Origin of the sequence: Limibacter armeniacum, assembly GCF_036880985.1 — a bacterium.
In the GTDB taxonomy this organism is placed as follows: Bacteria; Bacteroidota; Bacteroidia; order Cytophagales; family Flammeovirgaceae; genus Limibacter; species Limibacter armeniacum.
Window position 1 is genome coordinate 2,081,291 of record NZ_JBAJNO010000008.1, and the last position, 18,921, is coordinate 2,100,211.

The window sequence follows — 18,921 nt, forward strand, 5'->3', positions numbered from 1 at the left end:
AAAATATGTGAATAATCTTGTCAATTTGTGAAGGGAAAGTAAAGAGGCAATGATGCTAGGAGGAGGTAAGAATTTATAAAGTATTGACTGATTGCAGCCTACGTAAGTGCAAATTTAGTTAGGAGCGGGAGAAGAAGTGTAAGAATGTTGAATATTAAAGATAAAATAGAATAACTTAGGGCAGAAAATAACCTCGCTTTATTTATTCCAATTTTTTAAGTGTGAGATAAAGCCCATAACTATTTATAAAAGCGTCAAAAACTGAAAGAGTGGACAACTTTTTCTGATTGCTATTAACTAACTGATGAGATGAAAGTTTTTTTAGGTGGCGCTGCAGACCAATCGCAGTGGCGCTCATTGCTAATATCTGAACTAAATACCGATTATACTGATCCAACTGAAGCCCGTAAAGCCAAGACTGAATTTATTTTGGCAAATGAACAGGAAATTCAGGATAGCAGTATTTGTCTGTACATACTTACTTCTTCTACCATAGAAGAGCACCTTCATGAGGCAGTTGAGCAATCTGAAAGATATCCAGACAAGACCATCTGTGGGTATTTTCAGGAGGAAGGAACAGAACTACCTTTTGAGACCATTCATAGTGCCAGAGAAAGCATCACTTCAAATGGAAGTGTATGGCTAGACAGTTTGGAGGAAGTCCTCACATACCTGAATGGAGAAAAACCAAGTGGAGAAAGCGGAGAGGAGCTTCAAGAAATCAATGATGTATTTATTTCCTATGGTAGAAGGCACAGTAAGGCTTTTGCTGAAAAGCTTTGTACACAGTTACAGCAAAATGGATTTAAGGTTTGGTTTGACCAAAATAACATTCCGTTGGCTGTAGACTTTCAGCAGGAAATCGATGAAGGTATCCGCAAGGCTCATAACTTCTGCTTTATCATTTCACCCCATTCTGTTAAGTCAGCCTATTGCCTCAAGGAAATAGTGCAGGCTATTCGCTTTAAAAAGAAAATCATCCCTGTTTTTCATGTAGACCCTGAGGATGCATATGAATACATGCACCCTATAATCCAAAAGCTGAACTGGCTTTATGCTGATGGAGAAGAGAAATTCAACGGCTTTTTTACTAGTCTGGTAAGTGTACTGCAAGAAGATAAACAACTGGTTGAGTACCATACACAACTGCTTGACTTGGCATGGGAGTGGAAGCGGCACAAGGAGCATCCTTCTATGTTGCTTTATGGGGAAGATAGATTGGCTGCTGAAGGCTGGATGAATCGATTGCTAAATGGTAATTTTCCTTTTACCCCATCAGGGATGCATTGTGAATATATCACGGCATCACGCAAAGAGGCTCTAGTAGGGAAGACAGATACCTTTTTGATTGCAGCAAAAGGTCATCAGAAAGCAGGTGAAAGAATAGCTGAAAGTTTGTTAGGGAAAGGGGTTACGGTCAGCAATTCTGAAATGATGGACGAAGACGAAATTGTCGGAAACATCGTCAGGGCTGATAATATGTTGATTGTAGCAGGGAAAGATCAGTATGCTGACCCTGAGATTGAACGTATATTAAAATTTTCAGATGAGTATCAGAAGCGTGTGATATGGCTCAGTACTACAACAGGGATTTCTGATTTTGTAAATCAGGCAAGGGGAATCTTTGGTGTCCAGGTCACTGCTTTCAATAAAGAAGAAGACGACAAACAGGTACTGCAATTAAGGGATATATTGAATATCCTTGAAAAGGAAAAAGATTACCATGCTTACCATACTAAACTCTTGGCGCAGGCTTATGACTGGCAACAGCATAAAAAGACGGATAGCTTTCTGCTAAGGGATAAGGAATTGGAAGTAGCCGAAAGTTGGTTGAAAATTGCCCGATTGAGAAACATCTTTCAACCTACACCTTTGCAGGTTGGACTGATTGAAATGAGTCAGGAAATGACGGCTCACCTTTTCAGTGAAGTCTACTTGGGATACGCCCCGAAAGACCATGACTTGGCGGCAAAATTGAATCAGTCTCTCCGTGAACACCAAAAGGTAACCTGGATGGATGAGCAGGATATTCCTATCAGGGATACGCCAACGGAAGGTTTGAAAGAAGCACTGAACGTACTGATACTGTTGACTGACGGTATTGCCCATATCTATCAGGATGAAATTGCCTATGCTGAAACCAATAAGAAAAGGATAATTCCTTTACTGATGAATGGCTTTTCAGGTAATGAGTTGCCTGAGTTATGTCAGGCTTACCAGCAAAATGCGGTTGACTTCAGACAAGATTTTAATACAGGATTGATTGAGCTTTTACGAAAGCTCGACACAGATAAAGAGTACCTGAACAGTCATGCCCATTGGTTAAGGAAAGCAACTGAGTGGGAGCAACATGGCATGAGTACTGAGAAGCTCTTGACTTCTACAGAAGTGGTTTTGGCTGAAGAGTGGCTCATGAAATCTGTGGCAGAAGGAAAGCAGCCTTTACCGACGGAATTGCAACATTCTTTAGTGGAGGAAAGTAAAACTGCCATTGAAAATAAAAGGCTGAAGGAAATTCGAGAAAAAAGCAGGCTCAAACGCTTGATTATTGCACTTGCAGGCATTTTGATCATTTCCATTGGATTGGGAGTAGTCTCATTCCATGAGCGGGAGCGTGCAGAGAGTAACGCACTCAAGGCTATGGTAGCGCTAGGTAAGGCTAGTGAGAGTGAGAAGCGGGCATTAGTTGAAAAAGAAAATGCAAAAAAGAGTGAGAAAGCAGCAAAAGAAGCTGAAAAGGAGGCGGTAAAGCAAAGCAGATTGGCTTCTGCTCAAAGGAAAATAGCCATCGATAATGCTTTGATTGCAAAAGAGAATGAGCAGAAAGCAAAGGAAAATGAGAGAAGGGCATTGGATAGTGAGCAAAAGGCAAAAGACAATGAAAGAAAGGCGAAGGAGGAAAGGGACAAGGCTGATGCGCTTTACAAAGAAACGATGGCACTTAGAAGTGCGGATAATGCCACAACTTACTTTGAGTACTTTGACCTGAATAAAACCCGTTCGAACGGGGAGATACAGGAAACGATCCAGCATTATGATACACTTCTCAAGTACAAACCTGAGGAAGTGTTAGGCAATCAGACCGTTTACCAGGCGCTGTTGAACTGCTATAACCAATTAAAACCCAAACACTTTAAAGTAATTGAGCAGCTGAAGAATGCTTATGTACTGGCAAATGAGCATGACGGACAAAACCTTCTGGTTGGAGATAGCCGTGCTATATACCGTTTGGGAATAAATACTTTCCAAGTAATAGGACTGAAGGAACGTTTGGTCGCACAGTCGGAAGGGCTGACTTATATTCACCCATCTTACATGCGAAAATTAGCAATGGTCCAGCCGAACTCTGAAACAGAGTTCAGTATAATTCAAATGCCTATCCCTGAGTTAAACCCGATCTATTTTTGGGCTTTTGAACCCGAAACAAACCACTATTTCTCCATTAACAGGGACAATCATATTTACAAGGTTAGGTGGAATGAGGTCCCTGTAACACCATTCAGAGCACACCCGAATGGGGGCAGGTATTTGTCTATGGCGCTTAGTACACAAGAAGGACTGTTGGCAGCAGGTGATGACAGAGGGCGAATCGAGTTGTTGGAACTGAATGGCAATGTGACAGGGACATTGATAGACACAGGAAATCACAGGATTACCGCTATCCGGATTGTAGGTAGTAGGTATTTGCTTGCAGGAACGGATAATGGGACTGTAATGCTTTGGGATTACCTCAATCAAAAATTGCTCAGTAGTCATGACCTGAAATCGGGATCCATTTCTTCTCTTACCTTGAGTACAGACAATTCTGTTTTGTTGGCAGGGGCAGGAGATAGGGTGTTTATTTGGAGGTTAGGTCAAAATATGACTTTCAGTAGGGATCATAAGCAATTACTTTTTCCAAGAGAGGTACTACTTAACAATACAGAATTTTTTGGAGGGGATAAAGTAATTACAACAGGTCAGAAAGGAACCTACATTTGGATGGCATCTACCCATGCACTTCGAAATGAGCTTGAGAAGCTCTTAGCTAAAAATGAAATAGTATCGGACGATCAGTCCAACTGAATGTTTTAAACTGATTTCCGAACAGATAAAATAAACCCAATGAGAAAGTTTTTTTTACTGATTCTACTTTTTACTGGATTTACAGTAAAGGCTCAGGTAAAATATGACCGAAGCGCCACGCATATCTCCAATATCAAGGAGTATTTGGATAAAGGTGGACATGAATGGAAAGCACTTGACCACTTTGATTCTTTGGAGGTGAACTCTAACAAGAAATGGACAAGGGAGGAGCGGATAAGTTTGCTCAAATGGAAAATTTATACAGACTATAGAACGTACCCAGATTTGATGAAACAGGATCTGGTCACGCTGATGGAAAATGATCCTAGTTTTTCTCCAAGTGATTTGCCTCGTTATTCTGAAGATGAATTGTTTAGGGAGCGAGTAGACCATATTTACCAAACGCAGCAGCAGGAGTATATTTTTGTCAGTAAGTTCAGGCAGGATCGTGATATGGCGCCCTTTGTCCTGAAGGTATTTACCTCAAAGGATATTGAAGCTTTAGGGGCTACCAATATCATGGACTTATTGCGTATTACACCGGGGTTTGCTGAGTTGGGAGATTCCAATGAAAGAAATTTTGGCACAAGAGGTGTCAGTGGTTCAACCGTACAGCACGTACTTTTCCTGATAGATGGTCATCGTGTGACAGACTTACTTACATCTTCTACATCCCCTGATTGGATTAGCTTGGATTATGTTGAGCAAGTGGAAGTTGTCCGTGGCCCTGGGTCGGCGCTATATGGTGGGAATGCTTTCAGTGGGATTGTCAATATCATTACTAAAAACGGTAAAACCTTTAGTGGAGGGCAGTTGTCAGCCTCTATTGGTACTGGAGCGACAGCAGACTTAAGTTCGAGTAACCTGCTGGACAGAAGTATGTACAAGATGAACTTCCAGTATGGAAATAGCTTCAATGCTACTTCCAACTTTTACCTGTCGGGCACTTTTTATAGGTCAGGAGGGAATGAATTCGTCTATAACCCTTCACAAGCAGACCAATATTACTTTTCGGCAAACCCTGAGGATAAGCAACAATACAATGAGACAGTTGGCAAATACAACCCTAGTTATAGCTTGCTGATGAGTTATAAGTCTCAGAATGGTATTTCGGTAACAGCCAATGCTGAGTCAACGACCATGGTATATGCAAGGTCTGGTAACAACCTGTTTTGGGCGAGTGATTCAATACCTCGCACCCGATTGGATAGGAGAGAGTTTCTGAAAGCCGATTATGACTTTTTTCATAACAAAGAGGATAGACTTGTCTTATCTGGTGCCATTAACCTGTTCCATAAGGATTTTTACCTGAATAGTGATAATACCCACAAAGGTGTTCAGCGACTCTTGGGGGATGAAACCCGAATTGATATTGCTATGGAATACACCACCAAGAAATTGCAGTTCAAGGATGAGAAAGCGCTAACCATTTTTGGGTTTGAATCCTCACTGAACTGGTGGAATTACCAGTACTTGAGGCAAGGCATGGTTACCGCAGGAAACAATACATTTCCCGGCTTATTCTATAATGAATTGGATAATTACTTTAAGCCGCCTTCTTCAGGGTTCTTTAATCCGGGGGAGAATGTAGCAGCAGCTTTTGTTCAGACACAACGCCACTTGATAGAAGATAAATTGCAGGTGACAGCCGGATTGCGTTATAACTGGCACCGACAGTATGCCCCATTGAATGACTTTGTGTTTCGAAACCATTTGAGCCCACGGTTCTCAATGGTGTATATTCCTTTTTCGGGAAAAGTAAAAAGGGATAAGTTAAGGATTAAGGCAATGTACGGTTCGGCATTTTTACCACCAATGTTCCTTTACAGACAAACACCAGGTATTGGTACATTTATAGACGATCCGGACGATGCAAAAGGCTTGTCTTCACAGCTGATAGACAGTTTTGAATTGGCAATGGCAGGGGAAATCCCTTTCAAAGGAGTGACACTTGCTTATGAAGCCAATGTGTATCATAATGAAATAGAAGGGTTAATCTACCGCCAACCGACTGTTTCGGGGAGTAGTTATTATCAAAACTATGCAAAGACCTATGTGCTCAATGGAATGGAGGGAGAGTTAAGGTTGACACTTCCGGTAAATAGTGAGTTGACTTTAACACCGTTTGCAAACATTACAATGATTGACTCCAAGTCTGATATGAATTACCAATACGAGGGAGTTGTATTCGAGGACTCAGAATCACCACTACTATTTTATCCTTCATTTAAATGGAGTGCTGGAACAGGAGTTGCATTCAGAGAACGATGGAACATCCAACTGATGGCAAACCATTCCGGAAAGTCTTATGTGATCGTAAAGGACGAAGGGGAAGATCAAACTACAAATGAAGATGATTTTCATAAAGTGGAAGCAAACAATGCCTATACACTTGTACACGCTAATGTGTCATTCAAACTGTCAGAGACATTGAAGTTCTCACTAAAAGGACAAAACCTTTTCAATAAGGCTTACTTTCTTCCTGCTTTGATAAATACTGACAATATAGGCCGTACTAGAGGGGAAGGGAGACTTTTGTTATTTACTTTATATTATAAATTTCAATAAAGTTACAATCTGAAATAACTAAGGAGGTTAGTATCAAAAGGAGTAAATCTTTTTGTAACAAGGGATGAGGATGAAATTGCTAGTGTCTATCGTATTATTATTTGTTTCACAAACTGTTATAGGGCAAGTCCCTTATCTTAAGCCACTGGCAGAGCTGGTTGATCATGAAGAAAGAGGGTGGCGGAAAGTGAGGGACTGGGTGCATCAAGGGAGAAACTCAGTGGAAATACTCTACAGGTACCAGTCGGATGCTGATTCAGTACTGTTTCGGACACAGGTGCCGTCGGAGTATCCACTTGGGGCGATTATTTACCATACAGGAGGTCTGCTTGTTGAAGGTGGTTGGCTGAGAATCCTAGGCTCAGGCTCTCACAGATTGCAGCGGACAGTCTCTGGTTGGAACCTTCATAAGTCATTTGAGCAGTACGGAGAAGTTCCTGATTTTTTGTTGGTGGCAGATGATGCAATTGGTGGGTTCTTTGCCGTGAATGGAGGTGAGTTTGGAGATGACATTGGTATGGTCTATTACCTTGGCCCAGATACACTGGAGTGGGAGTCATTAGGGATAGGGTACGAAGACTTTATTTGGTGGGCTTTCAATGGTGATCTTGATGAGTTTTATAGTAAGTATAAATGGCGAAACTGGAGAAATGATGTCCGAAGATTGAGAGGAGATGAGGCTTTTCACTTTTTTCCGCCATTATGGTATGGGGGAGGAATTGATGATGAGAGTAGAAAGATGCCCGTTTCGGTAGAAAAGTTATGGGAATTTCATTTAGCCATGATGACAGACAATACTGAAAATAAATAAGCGACCATTAAGTCGCTTTTTTCTTTCCCTAAAGATTACTTCATCTTTTTAAGTTGCGTGATAATCTCTTGTAATCCATTCAGTTTGATCTCATATGTGGTCTCAAGAAGAACGCCCAACCTTCCTTGTGGAAATCCTTTTCTTTGAAACCATTCAAGGTAACTCACAGGCAGGTCACAGATTAAAGTTCCTGCATATTTTCCGAATGGCATTTTCATTCTGACAATTTCCAAAAGTATTGTTTTATCAAACATATTGCTTGTGTTGAAAGGTGTTGAATCAAAAGGAAGTAAATGCTGATTTAACCATGTTGGATAAATAATCCTAAAAGGCTTTTTGAAGTTTTTTGCTGTTTCTAGTTTTACTCCTAAAGGTTTTTGAAGTGTAAAAATACAAAGCAAAACCTGATATAATAGTAAGCATTCCTAAAACAGAAAAAAATCTTAAAAGCCAGTTATTGATATTGTCCCTGCCTTCATAATCCATTGTGTGTAACATCCATAGGAAATCAAATACTCTCCAGTCATTATGCCTTGCCATATGGAATCTCCCATCCTTGGTGCTGATATAGCCTTTTAAATGGTCATTACCTGCATAATGAATTACCCATGCAGGGAGTGGTCGTCCTCTGTACTCACTATGTTTACTAGTTTCGGTAATATATGATACACTGTCAATGGAATAAGCATCCAAGACGTTTTCTTTTGCGATAGCTACAGCTTCATCTTTTGTGATAGGCCCTTTATCTGTCCATGTAATCGGGTCAATCAACTGTTGCTTGTTGACCCATAAATACAGTTTTCCATTGAATTTTCGGGTTTCCAATTGCTGAACCTTAAGCGTCGTGTTGACCATGTTTGCCAAAATTGCAGCATCAATGGCAGGTGGTGTTACTTTGGGTTTTCGGAAATGGTCACCATGAATTGCATCAAGGTTGCTCCAACTGAAATAAAGTCCTCCCAGTGTCCAAAAGAAAAACTGGATGCCAATCAGAATGCCAAGGTAACGGTGTGACTTTCGTATAAACAGGTGTGTTTTACGCCTCATAAGAATCAGATTAAGCTGCAAGGATACAAAAAATCATTAGTTGAATTGATGTGTTAGGTGAAATAATTATTAAGTATCCATAAGTGAATAATGATGGGTTTTTATTGTTTGACTATCAATATTTTAAAACTATAAGATAAAGCCAAAAATCCAAATGCATTAAGATTACTAATTATCATTACATTTTTCTACAACAGTAAAAGCTTGTTTTAACATTAAAACTCATTTATATTTCCAACTTTTACTTTACCCATACTTTTTTATTAAATGAGAATTTTTTACAAAACGATTTTTTTATTGAAGGTTTTATGCTGTTGCATACCTTTTAGCATTTACGGTCAGTCTACTTCCCAAATGATTATCGATTGGGGAGAAACCACAAATGGACAGTTAGCAGAGCCTTATCGGGCAGTCAATGTATCTTTGATTTCAGCAGGCTACACCCATACAGCCATTGTAATGGATGGGGAGCTCAGAATAAATAATACTTCTACAGGTATTACCGATATTAAAGCAATTGCTGCTGGTTTCTATTATACCATGTATCTGAAAAATGATGGAACAATTGGCGTGTTGGAATTTGATATTGGAAACGATTATATCACTTCAGCATCAATTCCCACAGTAGTCAACTCAGGTTCACCGGTTGTACAGATCGGTGCTGGAGATGACCATGCAGTTGTCCTAAAAGCAGATGGTACGTTGATCGCTTGGGGAGATGATAAATATGGTCAGATATCCATTCCATCTACCATTACAGATGTGAAAAGCATTAGTGTAGGTAATTTTCATACCCTTGTTGTGAAGAACGACAATACCGTAGATGGTTGGGGTAGAAATGACTATAACCAGACCGATGCAGCAACGATGTCAGCTCTTTCGGATGTGAAAATGGTAGCGGCGGGGGAGTTGCATTCAGTTGCGCTGAAGAATGATGGTTCTGTTGTCGCTTGGGGTGACAATACATTCCACCATCAGACTGAAGTCCCTACCGAGGTTGGTAACAAAGCAGAGTTTATTGATGCAGGAAACCACCATACTGTAGCAGTATTGAATGACAATACGGTAGTGTCGTGGGGAAACCAAACCTTCAGGCAATCGAACGAGGTAGCCTTGTTAGAAGGAAGAAGCGTGAGTTTGGCATCGGCAGGTTATGGACATACGGTTGTGGTAGCCGATAATAAAGTGCCAACAAGTATTTCGTTGGATAATCTGGAAATTCCTGAGAACGGTGATGTTGATTTGGTTGGCCAGTTGATCGCTACAGACCTTGATGCTGTGGACAGTTACGAGTTTGAACTGCCTATTGGTGAGTTAGATAACAATTCATTTGGGATACTATACCCTGACGGACTTTATCATAGCAATGATGCATTCTATAGTAATCCGCCACTGAACTCATTTTTAGTTGCCAATCAGGAATTTAATTATGAGGAAGATAGCCTGTATGAAGTAAAAGTGATAGGGACTGATTTGGGTGGCCTTACAGTTGAAAGTGTATTTACTGTAAAAGTGACTGATGTCAACGAAGAACCTACTGCTATACATTTTTCGGGTGACAGCATTAGTGAAGATGCGCCAATCGGCACGTATGTAGGAACGCTTTCAACAGAAGATGAGGATCTCTACGATACGTATATATACAGCTTGGTAAGTGGTCAGGGAGACGGGGACAATGCCTCATTCTTTATTAGAAATGACAGTCTATTTACCAACGCGGAGCTTGATTATGACACCAAGAACACACTTTCGTTTAGGGTTGAATCATACGATGGTGCATTTAGAATTCAGGAGAACTTCATCGTAAATGTGATAAAGTCAGATCGAAATGAAGCTCCTACAGATATTCTTTTAAGCAACAATCAGGTAGATGAAGCACAACCTGCAGGGACAACAGTGGGGGTTTTTACAGCAGTAGACCCTGATGATGGTGATACACATGTTTTCTCACTGATCAGTGGAGAATTGGATAATGCACTTTTCAGCCTTAATGGTGATGAGCTGGTGACAGCTACTGAGTTAGACTTTGAAACCAAGGCAGCCTACAGGATTTCTGTTGAGGTTAAGGATCAGGATGGTGAAACTTTTACCAAGCAGTTTGATATCATCGTCAATAATGTAAATGAGGCTCCAGTTGATATCAGTTTGTCTAACAACGAGGTTGTAAGAAGTGATGCAATTACTGCCAATGCTTTGGTAGGAATCTTTACAGCTGAAGATCCTGATAATGGAGATACACATTCTTTTGCACTGGTGGATGCTGCAGGATATGATCAGGCCTTCTTCGGAATGGCTAATGGCAATGAGCTAAGAACCACTTCAGCTTTCCTCACATCAGATAAGACATCGTTTACAATTCTGGTTGCTGTTACGGATAACGGAACACCTTCCCTAAGTTTTGAGAAGGAATTTGTAATCAGGGTGCTGACACCTCCTGAGTTAGCAAATGCGGCTGTAACGGTAGAGGAAACGGTTGTTGCCAATACAATATTGGAAACACTTGTGGCGACAGGGGGTACACCCAACTACTTGTATAGGATAGTTGGTGGAAATATCAATAGTCTCTTTGGCGTAAATGCAACGACAGGTGCATTTTATATAACTCAGGAAGGTGTATTGGACTACGCAACTAGAAACTTTTATGAGATTCAGGTGGAGGTGAAAGACCAAAACCTATTGGCTGATATTGCTACTGTCACTGTGGAGGTTGAAAAGCCGGTAGCACCGCCAGTAGTGGAAGATCAGGTATTTACAATTGCTGAAGATATTGAAAATGGGACCATTGTTGGAAAGGTGACAGCAAGTAGTGAGAAAGCAACTTCATTTACTTTTGAAATCATTGAGGGAAATGAGGATGGAGTATTTGATATAAGTGAGGTGGAAGGAAATCTGTTGGTTGCGAACAATAGCACTATTGATGTGTTGGTGAAATCATCATATGTGTTGAAGGTTGAAGTAACAGACAACTTGGGACTTTCTACAACTGCTACCATAATTGTTCAGATTGAAAATAAGAACAATGCACCTTATGCAATTTACTTGGACAATGATGTAGTAAAAGAACTGACGCCTTCGGGTACTTTGGTTGGCAACCTGACTGCGGAAGATATTGACGTGGAAGATCAGCATTCATTTGAGTTGGTAGGAGAAGGTGATACTGATAATGCATTTTTTAGGATTGCTGGAAACCAGCTTTATGTGGCACAGGCCATTGTAACTGAGGAAATCACCCTGTTTGTGAAAGTAAGAGCAACAGACAACGGGAACCCTACTTTATCTTATGAGGAAGTTTTGGCAATCAGTATCGAAACGCTACCAGAGCCTGTGGTTTACAACTCATTTACACCAAACGGTGATGGTTTCAATGATACTTGGTATATCACAGAACTGGATGATTACCCAGGCGTAAAGGTCGAGGTTTTTGATGCGACAGGACAGCGGGTATTCGAGTCAGTAGGTAATCATGAATGGAGTGGAAAGTACAATGGCAAAGTCTTGCCGGTTGGTAGCTATTTCTATGTGATCACTTTTGCTGAAGGAATCAAGCCAATGAAAGGTACAGTTACAATTCTTAGGTAGACATTTTTTTAACTGTAAATTTTTTGAAAATGAATTTGTTTAAATATATCAGTTCAGTGCTGTTGTTGCTGTTTTTTATGGCACATCAGGTGCATGCACAACAACCGCACGTTACCCAATACTCAGAAATTATTTCCACCTATAACCCAGCCTTTACTGGGATAGAGAATTTCTCGGACTTCAACCTAGGCGTAAGACAGCAATGGGCAGGTGATGAAGGTGCTCCGACTACAATGTTCTTCAATTCGAACTTCACGATCGAAGGGAAGAGAAAGCGTTTTGGTAGACGTAAGTTGAAGTATAAGAGCCCATATGATATTGACAAGTTGGCTGAAGAGGTGGAGTACCCTGAAAATGCTTTGATGATCAGTGATCCATCCCTTTTTCACCGATATGTAAAAGACAGTATCAAGACATCAGTTAGAAGAATGGATTCCAAAACCAAGTCAGCGTTGAGGAAGAAGTTAAGGCAGAAGTCTTTTAGGTCACAACTGAAACATGGACTTGGAGCTGCTGTACTTTATCAGGAAGCGGGTGTTTTTACCTCATATCAGGTCAATGGTTCATATGCATTTCATATGCCTATTTCTAGAAAGTGGCAAGCAGCGATAGGGGTTGCCGGTGTGTACAGCAATAACCGCTTGAATGTCTCAGATTTGACTATCCGTGATGTCAATGACCCTACTTACATTGATTACCAGAGTATAGGGGGAGCCGAAGGTTATGGTTATTTGAATGTAGGAGCAACCATCTATAATGAGCACTTCTATGCAGGTTATTCATATACCAATATGTTAGGCAGCAGTTTGGGCGAAAGCCAGCTTCAACTTAATGAGAAAGCTATAGAAGATGTCCATAATATCTTGTTGGGACTGAGAATTGAAGCTGGAACAAAAATGTTGCTAACGCCTGGGATTCTAGTTCAGCAGAAACAATTGTCGCCATCAGTGGTCAACTTGAGCATGAAAGCTGTTTATGACAATAAGTTGATGGTAGGTGCCTATTACAGACATAAAGAGTCGGTAGATTTTATGGCAGGGATCATGATAACAGATGCCATCAAGGTGGGTTATGCATTTGATTATGCCCTTACAGAGTTGAAAACAAACAATGTGGGGACACACGAAGTATCGCTTCGTTTTATGATGGTTAAAGGCAAAGCCCCTTCTCCTTATATATGGTAATGATTAGCAAACTAAGAGATATTTTACCCATGATTTTTCGATATATAGGCAGCCTTATATTGGCGCTGCTTGCTGTAGCTTTTGTTCAGAAGGCAAGAGCCCAGGAGCTATTTGAATTTGACCAACCTAGGAAGCTGGTAAGTGAAGAAATAAATTCCGGTGCGGAAGAAATCCTGCCACTACTCTCACCTGATGGGATGACATTGTATTTTACCCGATTTATCCATCAGGACAATAAAGGAGGAAAATTTAGAGGTCAGGATATATGGAGAAGTATCCGCAAGGATGGCAGATGGCTGACACCTGAACCGATGTCTGAATTCAATACCATCGGAAACAATGCAGTGATTGGTATTCACAAGGATGGGAAGCGCCTTTACTTGATGGAATCCTTGAAAGGGAATGTCCAGATTCAGTACTCTGACTTGAAAGATGGTAAATGGCAGAAACCTGTTTCTATGAAGGTCGAGGGGCTAAATGATATCAGTGCCATGTATATGAACGGTGATGGCGATGTATTGCTTTTGGCAATGAGAAGAGGTGATTCCGTAGGTTACGATGACCTCTATGTTTGCTTCAAGTACAAGGGCTGGCACCGTTTCCATCAGGTAAAGGAAGGGGAATCTGAACAGGAGTGGTGGTCAGAGCCAATCCATTTAGGAGAAAAGCTTAACTCCTCAAAAACGGAAATGTCCCCATACTTAAGTCCTGACGGCAAGACTTTGTATTTCTCAAGCAATCGCCATGGAGGTAGGGGAAGTGCTGACATTTATTATGCTCATAGGTTGGATGATACATGGCAAAATTGGTCAGAACCTGTAAACCTGAGAGCCGTCAACTCTGAAGGATATGATGGTTACTTTGTCATGGCAGACAGCAGTAGAGCACTTTTGGCTAGTAACCGTGAACATTACCGCAGGTTGGCAGACATTTTTGTGGTTAAAATGAGGGAAAAGAAAGAGGCTGTTTTAGCTAAAAAGGAAACCTCAGAGAATACTGAAGTCGCTAAGGATGGTGAAAATAAGTTAGAGGACAGTACCTCAACTGAAGAAGTCATTAATGGAGAAGAAAGGAAGAAGGTGTTAAACAAAGACGAAAAACATTTTTTCCTGTTTGCTACAGGCTCATCTGAGTTACTACTCAATCATTTGCCTATGTTGGAACAGTTGGTTTATACCATGAAACAGTTACCTTCTTTAACGATTCTTTTGGATGGACATACGGATTTTGTTGGGGATAAAAAGGCGAATATCAAGCTTTCAGAAGACAGAACAGCTGCCATTCGTGACTTTTTGATTGCCCATGAGATCACAGAAGATAGAATTGCTATTGAGTATCATGGAGAGGAAAAGCCACTAGCCGATAATTACAGCAGAGAAGGTAGACAACAGAACAGAAGGGTCGAATTCACTTTAATGGATTCCCGTGACGTTTCTACCTCAAGTCTTAAAAAGTAGTTTCTTTTTAGGGGTAAATTGTTACCTGAAGTCTTTATGGCAAAGCATTTGCAATCTTAGTTGGTGTATTTTTCACTATGCGACCAAAGCATGTGAATTCATTAAAATGGATTAACAAATGAGAATGAGTTCAAACCTACTAAGACGTTCAGTTAGCATCATCACTATTGCCGCTATCTCTACTTTTATGTACAGTTGTACAGGTATTTACCATGTAGGAGCCAAAAGACCAGTTTACAGATCTTCAGGCAGCAGTAGTAAATCAATACCTCCGGGACAAATGAAAAAGATGACAGGATCGAAGTCAGCTAAATCATATGCTCCTGGGCAAAGAAAAAAACACTAACGTAAATTTTCAGTCAAAAAATTTACTTCAGCGTCTGATCTCATTTGAAGGTCAGACGCTATTTTTTTGTGAAAATTGTTCCCATTTCTCCACAATTTGTAGTTGAATTCCAACATACAACCTCTCAAAATCTTCATTTCAGACTCATTTTCAGTTTGGTACAGTACTTTCACTCTATTAGGTAAACAAGACAATAACGTCAATGGAATAAAATCATATAGCGATGCTCTATTTAAAATATAAGACTGCTGGCTTCCTGTTGGTTTGCTGGTTACTTCCTCTTTTTATACTTGCTCAAGAGACAAGCTTGAATCAAGTCGAGCAAGTAACAGAAAGAGGTCAATCAAGCAACACTTTGGAAGTAGCAGTAGAGAATGTATTGACAGGAGAGGGTAACCTGATGCTCGAACTGAGAGATGTCCATAAGAGATCGATATCCAGAAAGATGGTTGATGCTTTGGAGGGCGAAACACAGGTTTACTTTGAAGATATTCCAGATGGTCAATACGAATTACGTGTTTACCATGATGCAAACGACAACAAGAAATTAGATAAAAATCTGGTAGGTATCCCGCAAGAAGGGTATGGGTTCTCCAATAATCCGGATGCCAGCCTTGGAAAACCCTCTTTCAAGAAAAGGCTTTTTGAGGTAGATGGAGATAGCCAAATATCCATAGGACTTACTTATAGAAGATAATATGGCAGTCTGATCGTACTGCTTTGTGACAGTAATTGATGTACAACCCAAAACAGATAGAAAAATGAACAAGCTAATCACAGAAGGTAACTGGAACGAGTTCAAAGGTATCGTAAAACAGAAATATGGTAACCTTGTAAATGATGATGAAACATGGGCTGAAGGTAAGGCAGATGAGATCATCGGACGTATTCAGCAGGAAACTGGTAAAACAAAAGAACAGATTGACGCTGAGCTGAAGAAGCATTACGAGGCTTTCAGGACTCGACACTAGTAATGAGCTGAACCCAACAGCTAATTGAATTTTCAACCACAACTAACTAAAGTCATGAGTAATTTATTGTATTTGATCGCCGTCATTTTAATCATTGGTTGGGTACTGGGGTTCTTTGTATACAGTGCCGGTAACCTGATCCACATTCTGTTGGTGATTGCTGTTGCAGCAGTTGCCCTAAGATTGATTAGAGGTCGATCAATTTAGGAAACAACACATACATATAATATCAGAACGGCTCGAATTACTGTTGGTAATTCGAGCCGTATTTTTGTGTGCTAAAGTAAACTTAAGTCATTGTGTATGTTGCATTGTTTTCAATTTCAAGTCAGAAAGAAAGGAATGAAAAAGAAAGCCATGATGTTTATTGCAATAATGTGTTACTTCACCCAAATTGAGCGGTAAGCAAAATTAAAATAATAGACTATGAAAAGGGTTTCTACTATCATTCTGCTGTTTTTGATAATGGGGTGTGCTACCAATGAAAAAAAACAGGAGCAGTCCAAGGGTGAAAATAAGGAGATTGTATTGCGCTCAACGGAAGAAGAGAACACTCATGATTTTATTGCTGAAGGGCATCAGCCCAATTGGACACTGAGTATAGACTTTGATAAGAAAGTAACATTTAAGCTGGCTGACGGCAAGGGGATCGAAACCCCTGTTCCTTCTCCGGTTTGGGCAGAGTCCAGTGTTACTTATTATTCGGAAGTGGAGAGTGGAAAGCTGGCAATTATCATTAATGACAAGCAGTGTGAGGATACGGAGAACGAAAAAGTGTATCCGCATAATGTAGAAGTAAAGTTTGATGGCAAAACCTACAGTGGTTGCGGACAACATTCCTTCAATTACAGGTTGCACGATATCTGGGTGTTACACACTTTTGAAGGACACAATGAGGAGTTGGATGCAGCAAAGGAAAGACCCAGGTTGGAGCTGTTTCCTGCTCATGAAAAAATGTTGGGGCAGGCAGGGTGCAATCAGATTCAGGGACAGATCAAAGCCAGAGGTGAGCGTTTGGCATTTAGCAGTATTACAGCCACACGGAAAAGTTGCCCTGATATTCAACTTGAGACAGCTTTTCTCAAAGCACTTTCAGATAAGGAATATACCTATGAGTTTATCGAGGGTGTGTTGTCTTTGATGGAGAATGACAAGGTAATTATGACCTTCAAGAGAACAGATTGAAACAGTTTTAGGAACTAAATAAAAAGGGCACTGTCAAGTAATTAGCATTACTGACAGTGCCTTTTTTCAATCAAATAACCAAATTAACTATAACCAATTCAATGAATTCATTAGATAAACAAGTATAAATGTCAGGATAAGCCCCATCATACCAACCAATACACCTGTTCGGATCAGGTCTTTGGTTTGGATGACACCAGTGGCATGGGCCAAGGCATTAGGAGGCGTACTGATAGGTAACGCCATACCCAAAGAGGACGCAAATGTTACGCAGACCATAATGGCTTTCAGCCCTCCATAAGGAATCAGGCTTTCCATTGAAATGGCCAGAGCTACCACAATTGGCATCAGTAGGTTGGCAGTCGCTGTATTGGACATAAAGTTTGCCATGACAATACTCAGCACTGCCGCTGATAGGATAACTACATATGGTGAGAAAGATGCAAATGGGATAGAGGCAACGGCGGCACTTGCCAACCCGCTTTTTTCCAACGCCATACCAATGGCAATGCCGCCTGTTACTAACCACAGTACATCCCAACTTATTCTTTTCAAGTCGTCTTTTGTGATGATATTGGTAAGGGTAAATACCGCTACAGGAATAATGGCAACTACATAGGCATTCATTCCGTGCAACCCTCCCAATAACCATAGTAGGATAGTCACAACAAAAGTGACATATACGGTAATGGCCTTTGGAGATTTGTCAAAAGCCCCTTTAATATTGATGGTGATCTCTTCTTTCTTGCATGGGTAAAACTTCTGAAGAATGAACCAAGAAGCCAAAAGAATGATCATGACAAATGGTACTGCAAAAGCCATCCAGTGACCAAAGCTGATCGCATTTTCACCTGTGAGGTACTTCATGGCGATGGCGTTTGGAGGAGTCCCGATGGGCGTTCCTATTCCCCCCGTATTGGCAGCGATTGGAATTGCCAAGACAAAACCCAATCTACCTTTTTCTTTTGCAGGCAAGCTAGCCAACACAGGGGTTAGGATTGCAAGCATCATAACGGTTGTTGCCGTATTGCTCATAAACATTGAGAAAAGAGCGGTTATGAGCATCAGTCCCAACATCACATGGGAAGGTTTTTTGCCAAATGGTTTTAGCAGCACCCTTGCAAGGTTCTGATCCAGTTGGTATTTGGTTGCAGCCATTGCCAAAAAGAAACCGCCAAGGAATAGCATGATGATCGGTGAAGCAAACGTGCTGAGTATATCTTTATAGGGCAGAAGCGCTCCGAAAATAGGGCCTTCATCCATTTTCATAAAAATGAGGGCTTTGTCAGATGTCAGCATCAGCAACATGGTGACAATCAGTACTGAAGTAGCGTAAATAGGAACTGGTTCCAAAATCCAAAGAAGAGTTGCCATCACAAAGATCGCCAGTACCCTTTGCTGGATAATTGTCATGCCTTCAATCGGGATATACCCTTGAGGGATTAACAGTACGAGAATTGGAATTAACACACATGCCGCTATTTTAAGCCAAAGAGCAAGCTGAGGGTTACTGTCAGGGTCAAGCAGAAGTCGTTTGGTGGTCCTGCCAGAAACTTCCGAATATTGCTCTTCTTTTAGCGTAGTAGCGGTCATACTTTTGCTTTTAAAAGTTTGACCAATGCTGTTCATAAATAGGTGGTGGTTTTTGTTGTTCGTTTAATTATCTGTAGCTAAATAAGTATTACTTAAAAAACTTTTTAGTGAGGAT

General features: G+C 40.7%; 14 protein-coding genes. 11 read left to right on the forward strand and 3 right to left on the reverse strand.

Annotation, left to right across the window (positions count from 1 at the left end; all coding sequences use genetic code 11):
* Positions 1-309: 309 nt before the first annotated feature.
* The 3 genes from V6R21_RS14515 to V6R21_RS14525 all read left to right on the forward strand — a co-directional run bounded on the left by V6R21_RS14515 (position 310) and on the right by V6R21_RS14525 (position 7,444).
* Positions 310-4,065 (forward strand): toll/interleukin-1 receptor domain-containing protein, encoded by a 3,756-nt coding sequence (locus tag V6R21_RS14515; RefSeq protein WP_334244347.1) that lies wholly within the window; start codon positions 310-312, stop codon positions 4,063-4,065.
* 39 nt (positions 4,066-4,104) lie between these two features.
* A complete protein-coding gene (locus V6R21_RS14520) occupies positions 4,105-6,633 on the forward strand; it encodes a TonB-dependent receptor plug domain-containing protein (RefSeq protein WP_334244348.1) in 2,529 nt (842 codons plus the stop codon).
* 70 nt (positions 6,634-6,703) lie between these two features.
* Entirely contained in the window at positions 6,704-7,444 is a 741-nt protein-coding gene (locus tag V6R21_RS14525) for a DUF2625 family protein (protein WP_334244349.1), read from the forward strand.
* A gap of 35 nt (positions 7,445-7,479) precedes the next feature.
* Here the strand turns inward: V6R21_RS14525 and V6R21_RS14530 are convergent, their stop codons facing one another.
* Positions 7,480-7,698 (reverse strand): DUF3820 family protein, encoded by a 219-nt coding sequence (locus tag V6R21_RS14530; protein ID WP_334244350.1) that lies wholly within the window; start codon positions 7,696-7,698, stop codon positions 7,480-7,482.
* A gap of 70 nt (positions 7,699-7,768) precedes the next feature.
* The gene (locus V6R21_RS14535; protein ID WP_334244351.1) at positions 7,769-8,491 is read right to left on the reverse strand and encodes a PepSY domain-containing protein; all 723 of its coding nucleotides are present in this window, start codon (positions 8,489-8,491) and stop codon (positions 7,769-7,771) included.
* 354 nt (positions 8,492-8,845) lie between these two features.
* Here V6R21_RS14535 and V6R21_RS14540 point away from each other — a divergent pair, with 354 nt between their 5' ends.
* The 8 genes from V6R21_RS14540 to V6R21_RS14575 all read left to right on the forward strand — a co-directional run bounded on the left by V6R21_RS14540 (position 8,846) and on the right by V6R21_RS14575 (position 17,213).
* Complete coding sequence (locus V6R21_RS14540; protein ID WP_334244352.1) at positions 8,846-12,070, forward strand: cadherin domain-containing protein; 3,225 nt, start codon at positions 8,846-8,848, stop codon at positions 12,068-12,070.
* Between the two features lie 29 nt (positions 12,071-12,099).
* On the forward strand, positions 12,100-13,254 hold the full coding sequence (locus V6R21_RS14545) for a PorP/SprF family type IX secretion system membrane protein (protein ID WP_334244353.1): 1,155 nt from the start codon (positions 12,100-12,102) through the stop codon (positions 13,252-13,254).
* Between the two features lie 29 nt (positions 13,255-13,283).
* On the forward strand, positions 13,284-14,711 hold the full coding sequence (locus tag V6R21_RS14550; RefSeq protein ID WP_334244354.1) for an OmpA family protein: 1,428 nt from the start codon (positions 13,284-13,286) through the stop codon (positions 14,709-14,711).
* 118 nt (positions 14,712-14,829) lie between these two features.
* Entirely contained in the window at positions 14,830-15,057 is a 228-nt protein-coding gene (locus V6R21_RS14555; RefSeq protein ID WP_334244355.1) for a hypothetical protein, read from the forward strand.
* Between the two features lie 223 nt (positions 15,058-15,280).
* The gene (locus V6R21_RS14560) at positions 15,281-15,754 is read left to right on the forward strand and encodes a DUF2141 domain-containing protein (RefSeq protein ID WP_334244356.1); all 474 of its coding nucleotides are present in this window, start codon (positions 15,281-15,283) and stop codon (positions 15,752-15,754) included.
* Between the two features lie 64 nt (positions 15,755-15,818).
* Complete coding sequence (locus tag V6R21_RS14565; RefSeq protein ID WP_334244357.1) at positions 15,819-16,028, forward strand: CsbD family protein; 210 nt, start codon at positions 15,819-15,821, stop codon at positions 16,026-16,028.
* A gap of 54 nt (positions 16,029-16,082) precedes the next feature.
* Positions 16,083-16,235, forward strand: a complete 153-nt coding sequence (locus tag V6R21_RS14570; RefSeq protein ID WP_334244358.1) for a lmo0937 family membrane protein — start codon at positions 16,083-16,085, stop codon at positions 16,233-16,235.
* A gap of 219 nt (positions 16,236-16,454) precedes the next feature.
* Positions 16,455-17,213, forward strand: a complete 759-nt coding sequence (locus tag V6R21_RS14575) for an META domain-containing protein (RefSeq protein ID WP_334244359.1) — start codon at positions 16,455-16,457, stop codon at positions 17,211-17,213.
* An 87-nt stretch (positions 17,214-17,300) separates the two neighbouring features.
* Here the strand turns inward: V6R21_RS14575 and V6R21_RS14580 are convergent, their stop codons facing one another.
* Positions 17,301-18,842, reverse strand: a complete 1,542-nt coding sequence (locus tag V6R21_RS14580) for an SLC13 family permease (protein WP_334244360.1) — start codon at positions 18,840-18,842, stop codon at positions 17,301-17,303.
* Between the last annotated feature and the right edge of the window lie 79 nt (positions 18,843-18,921).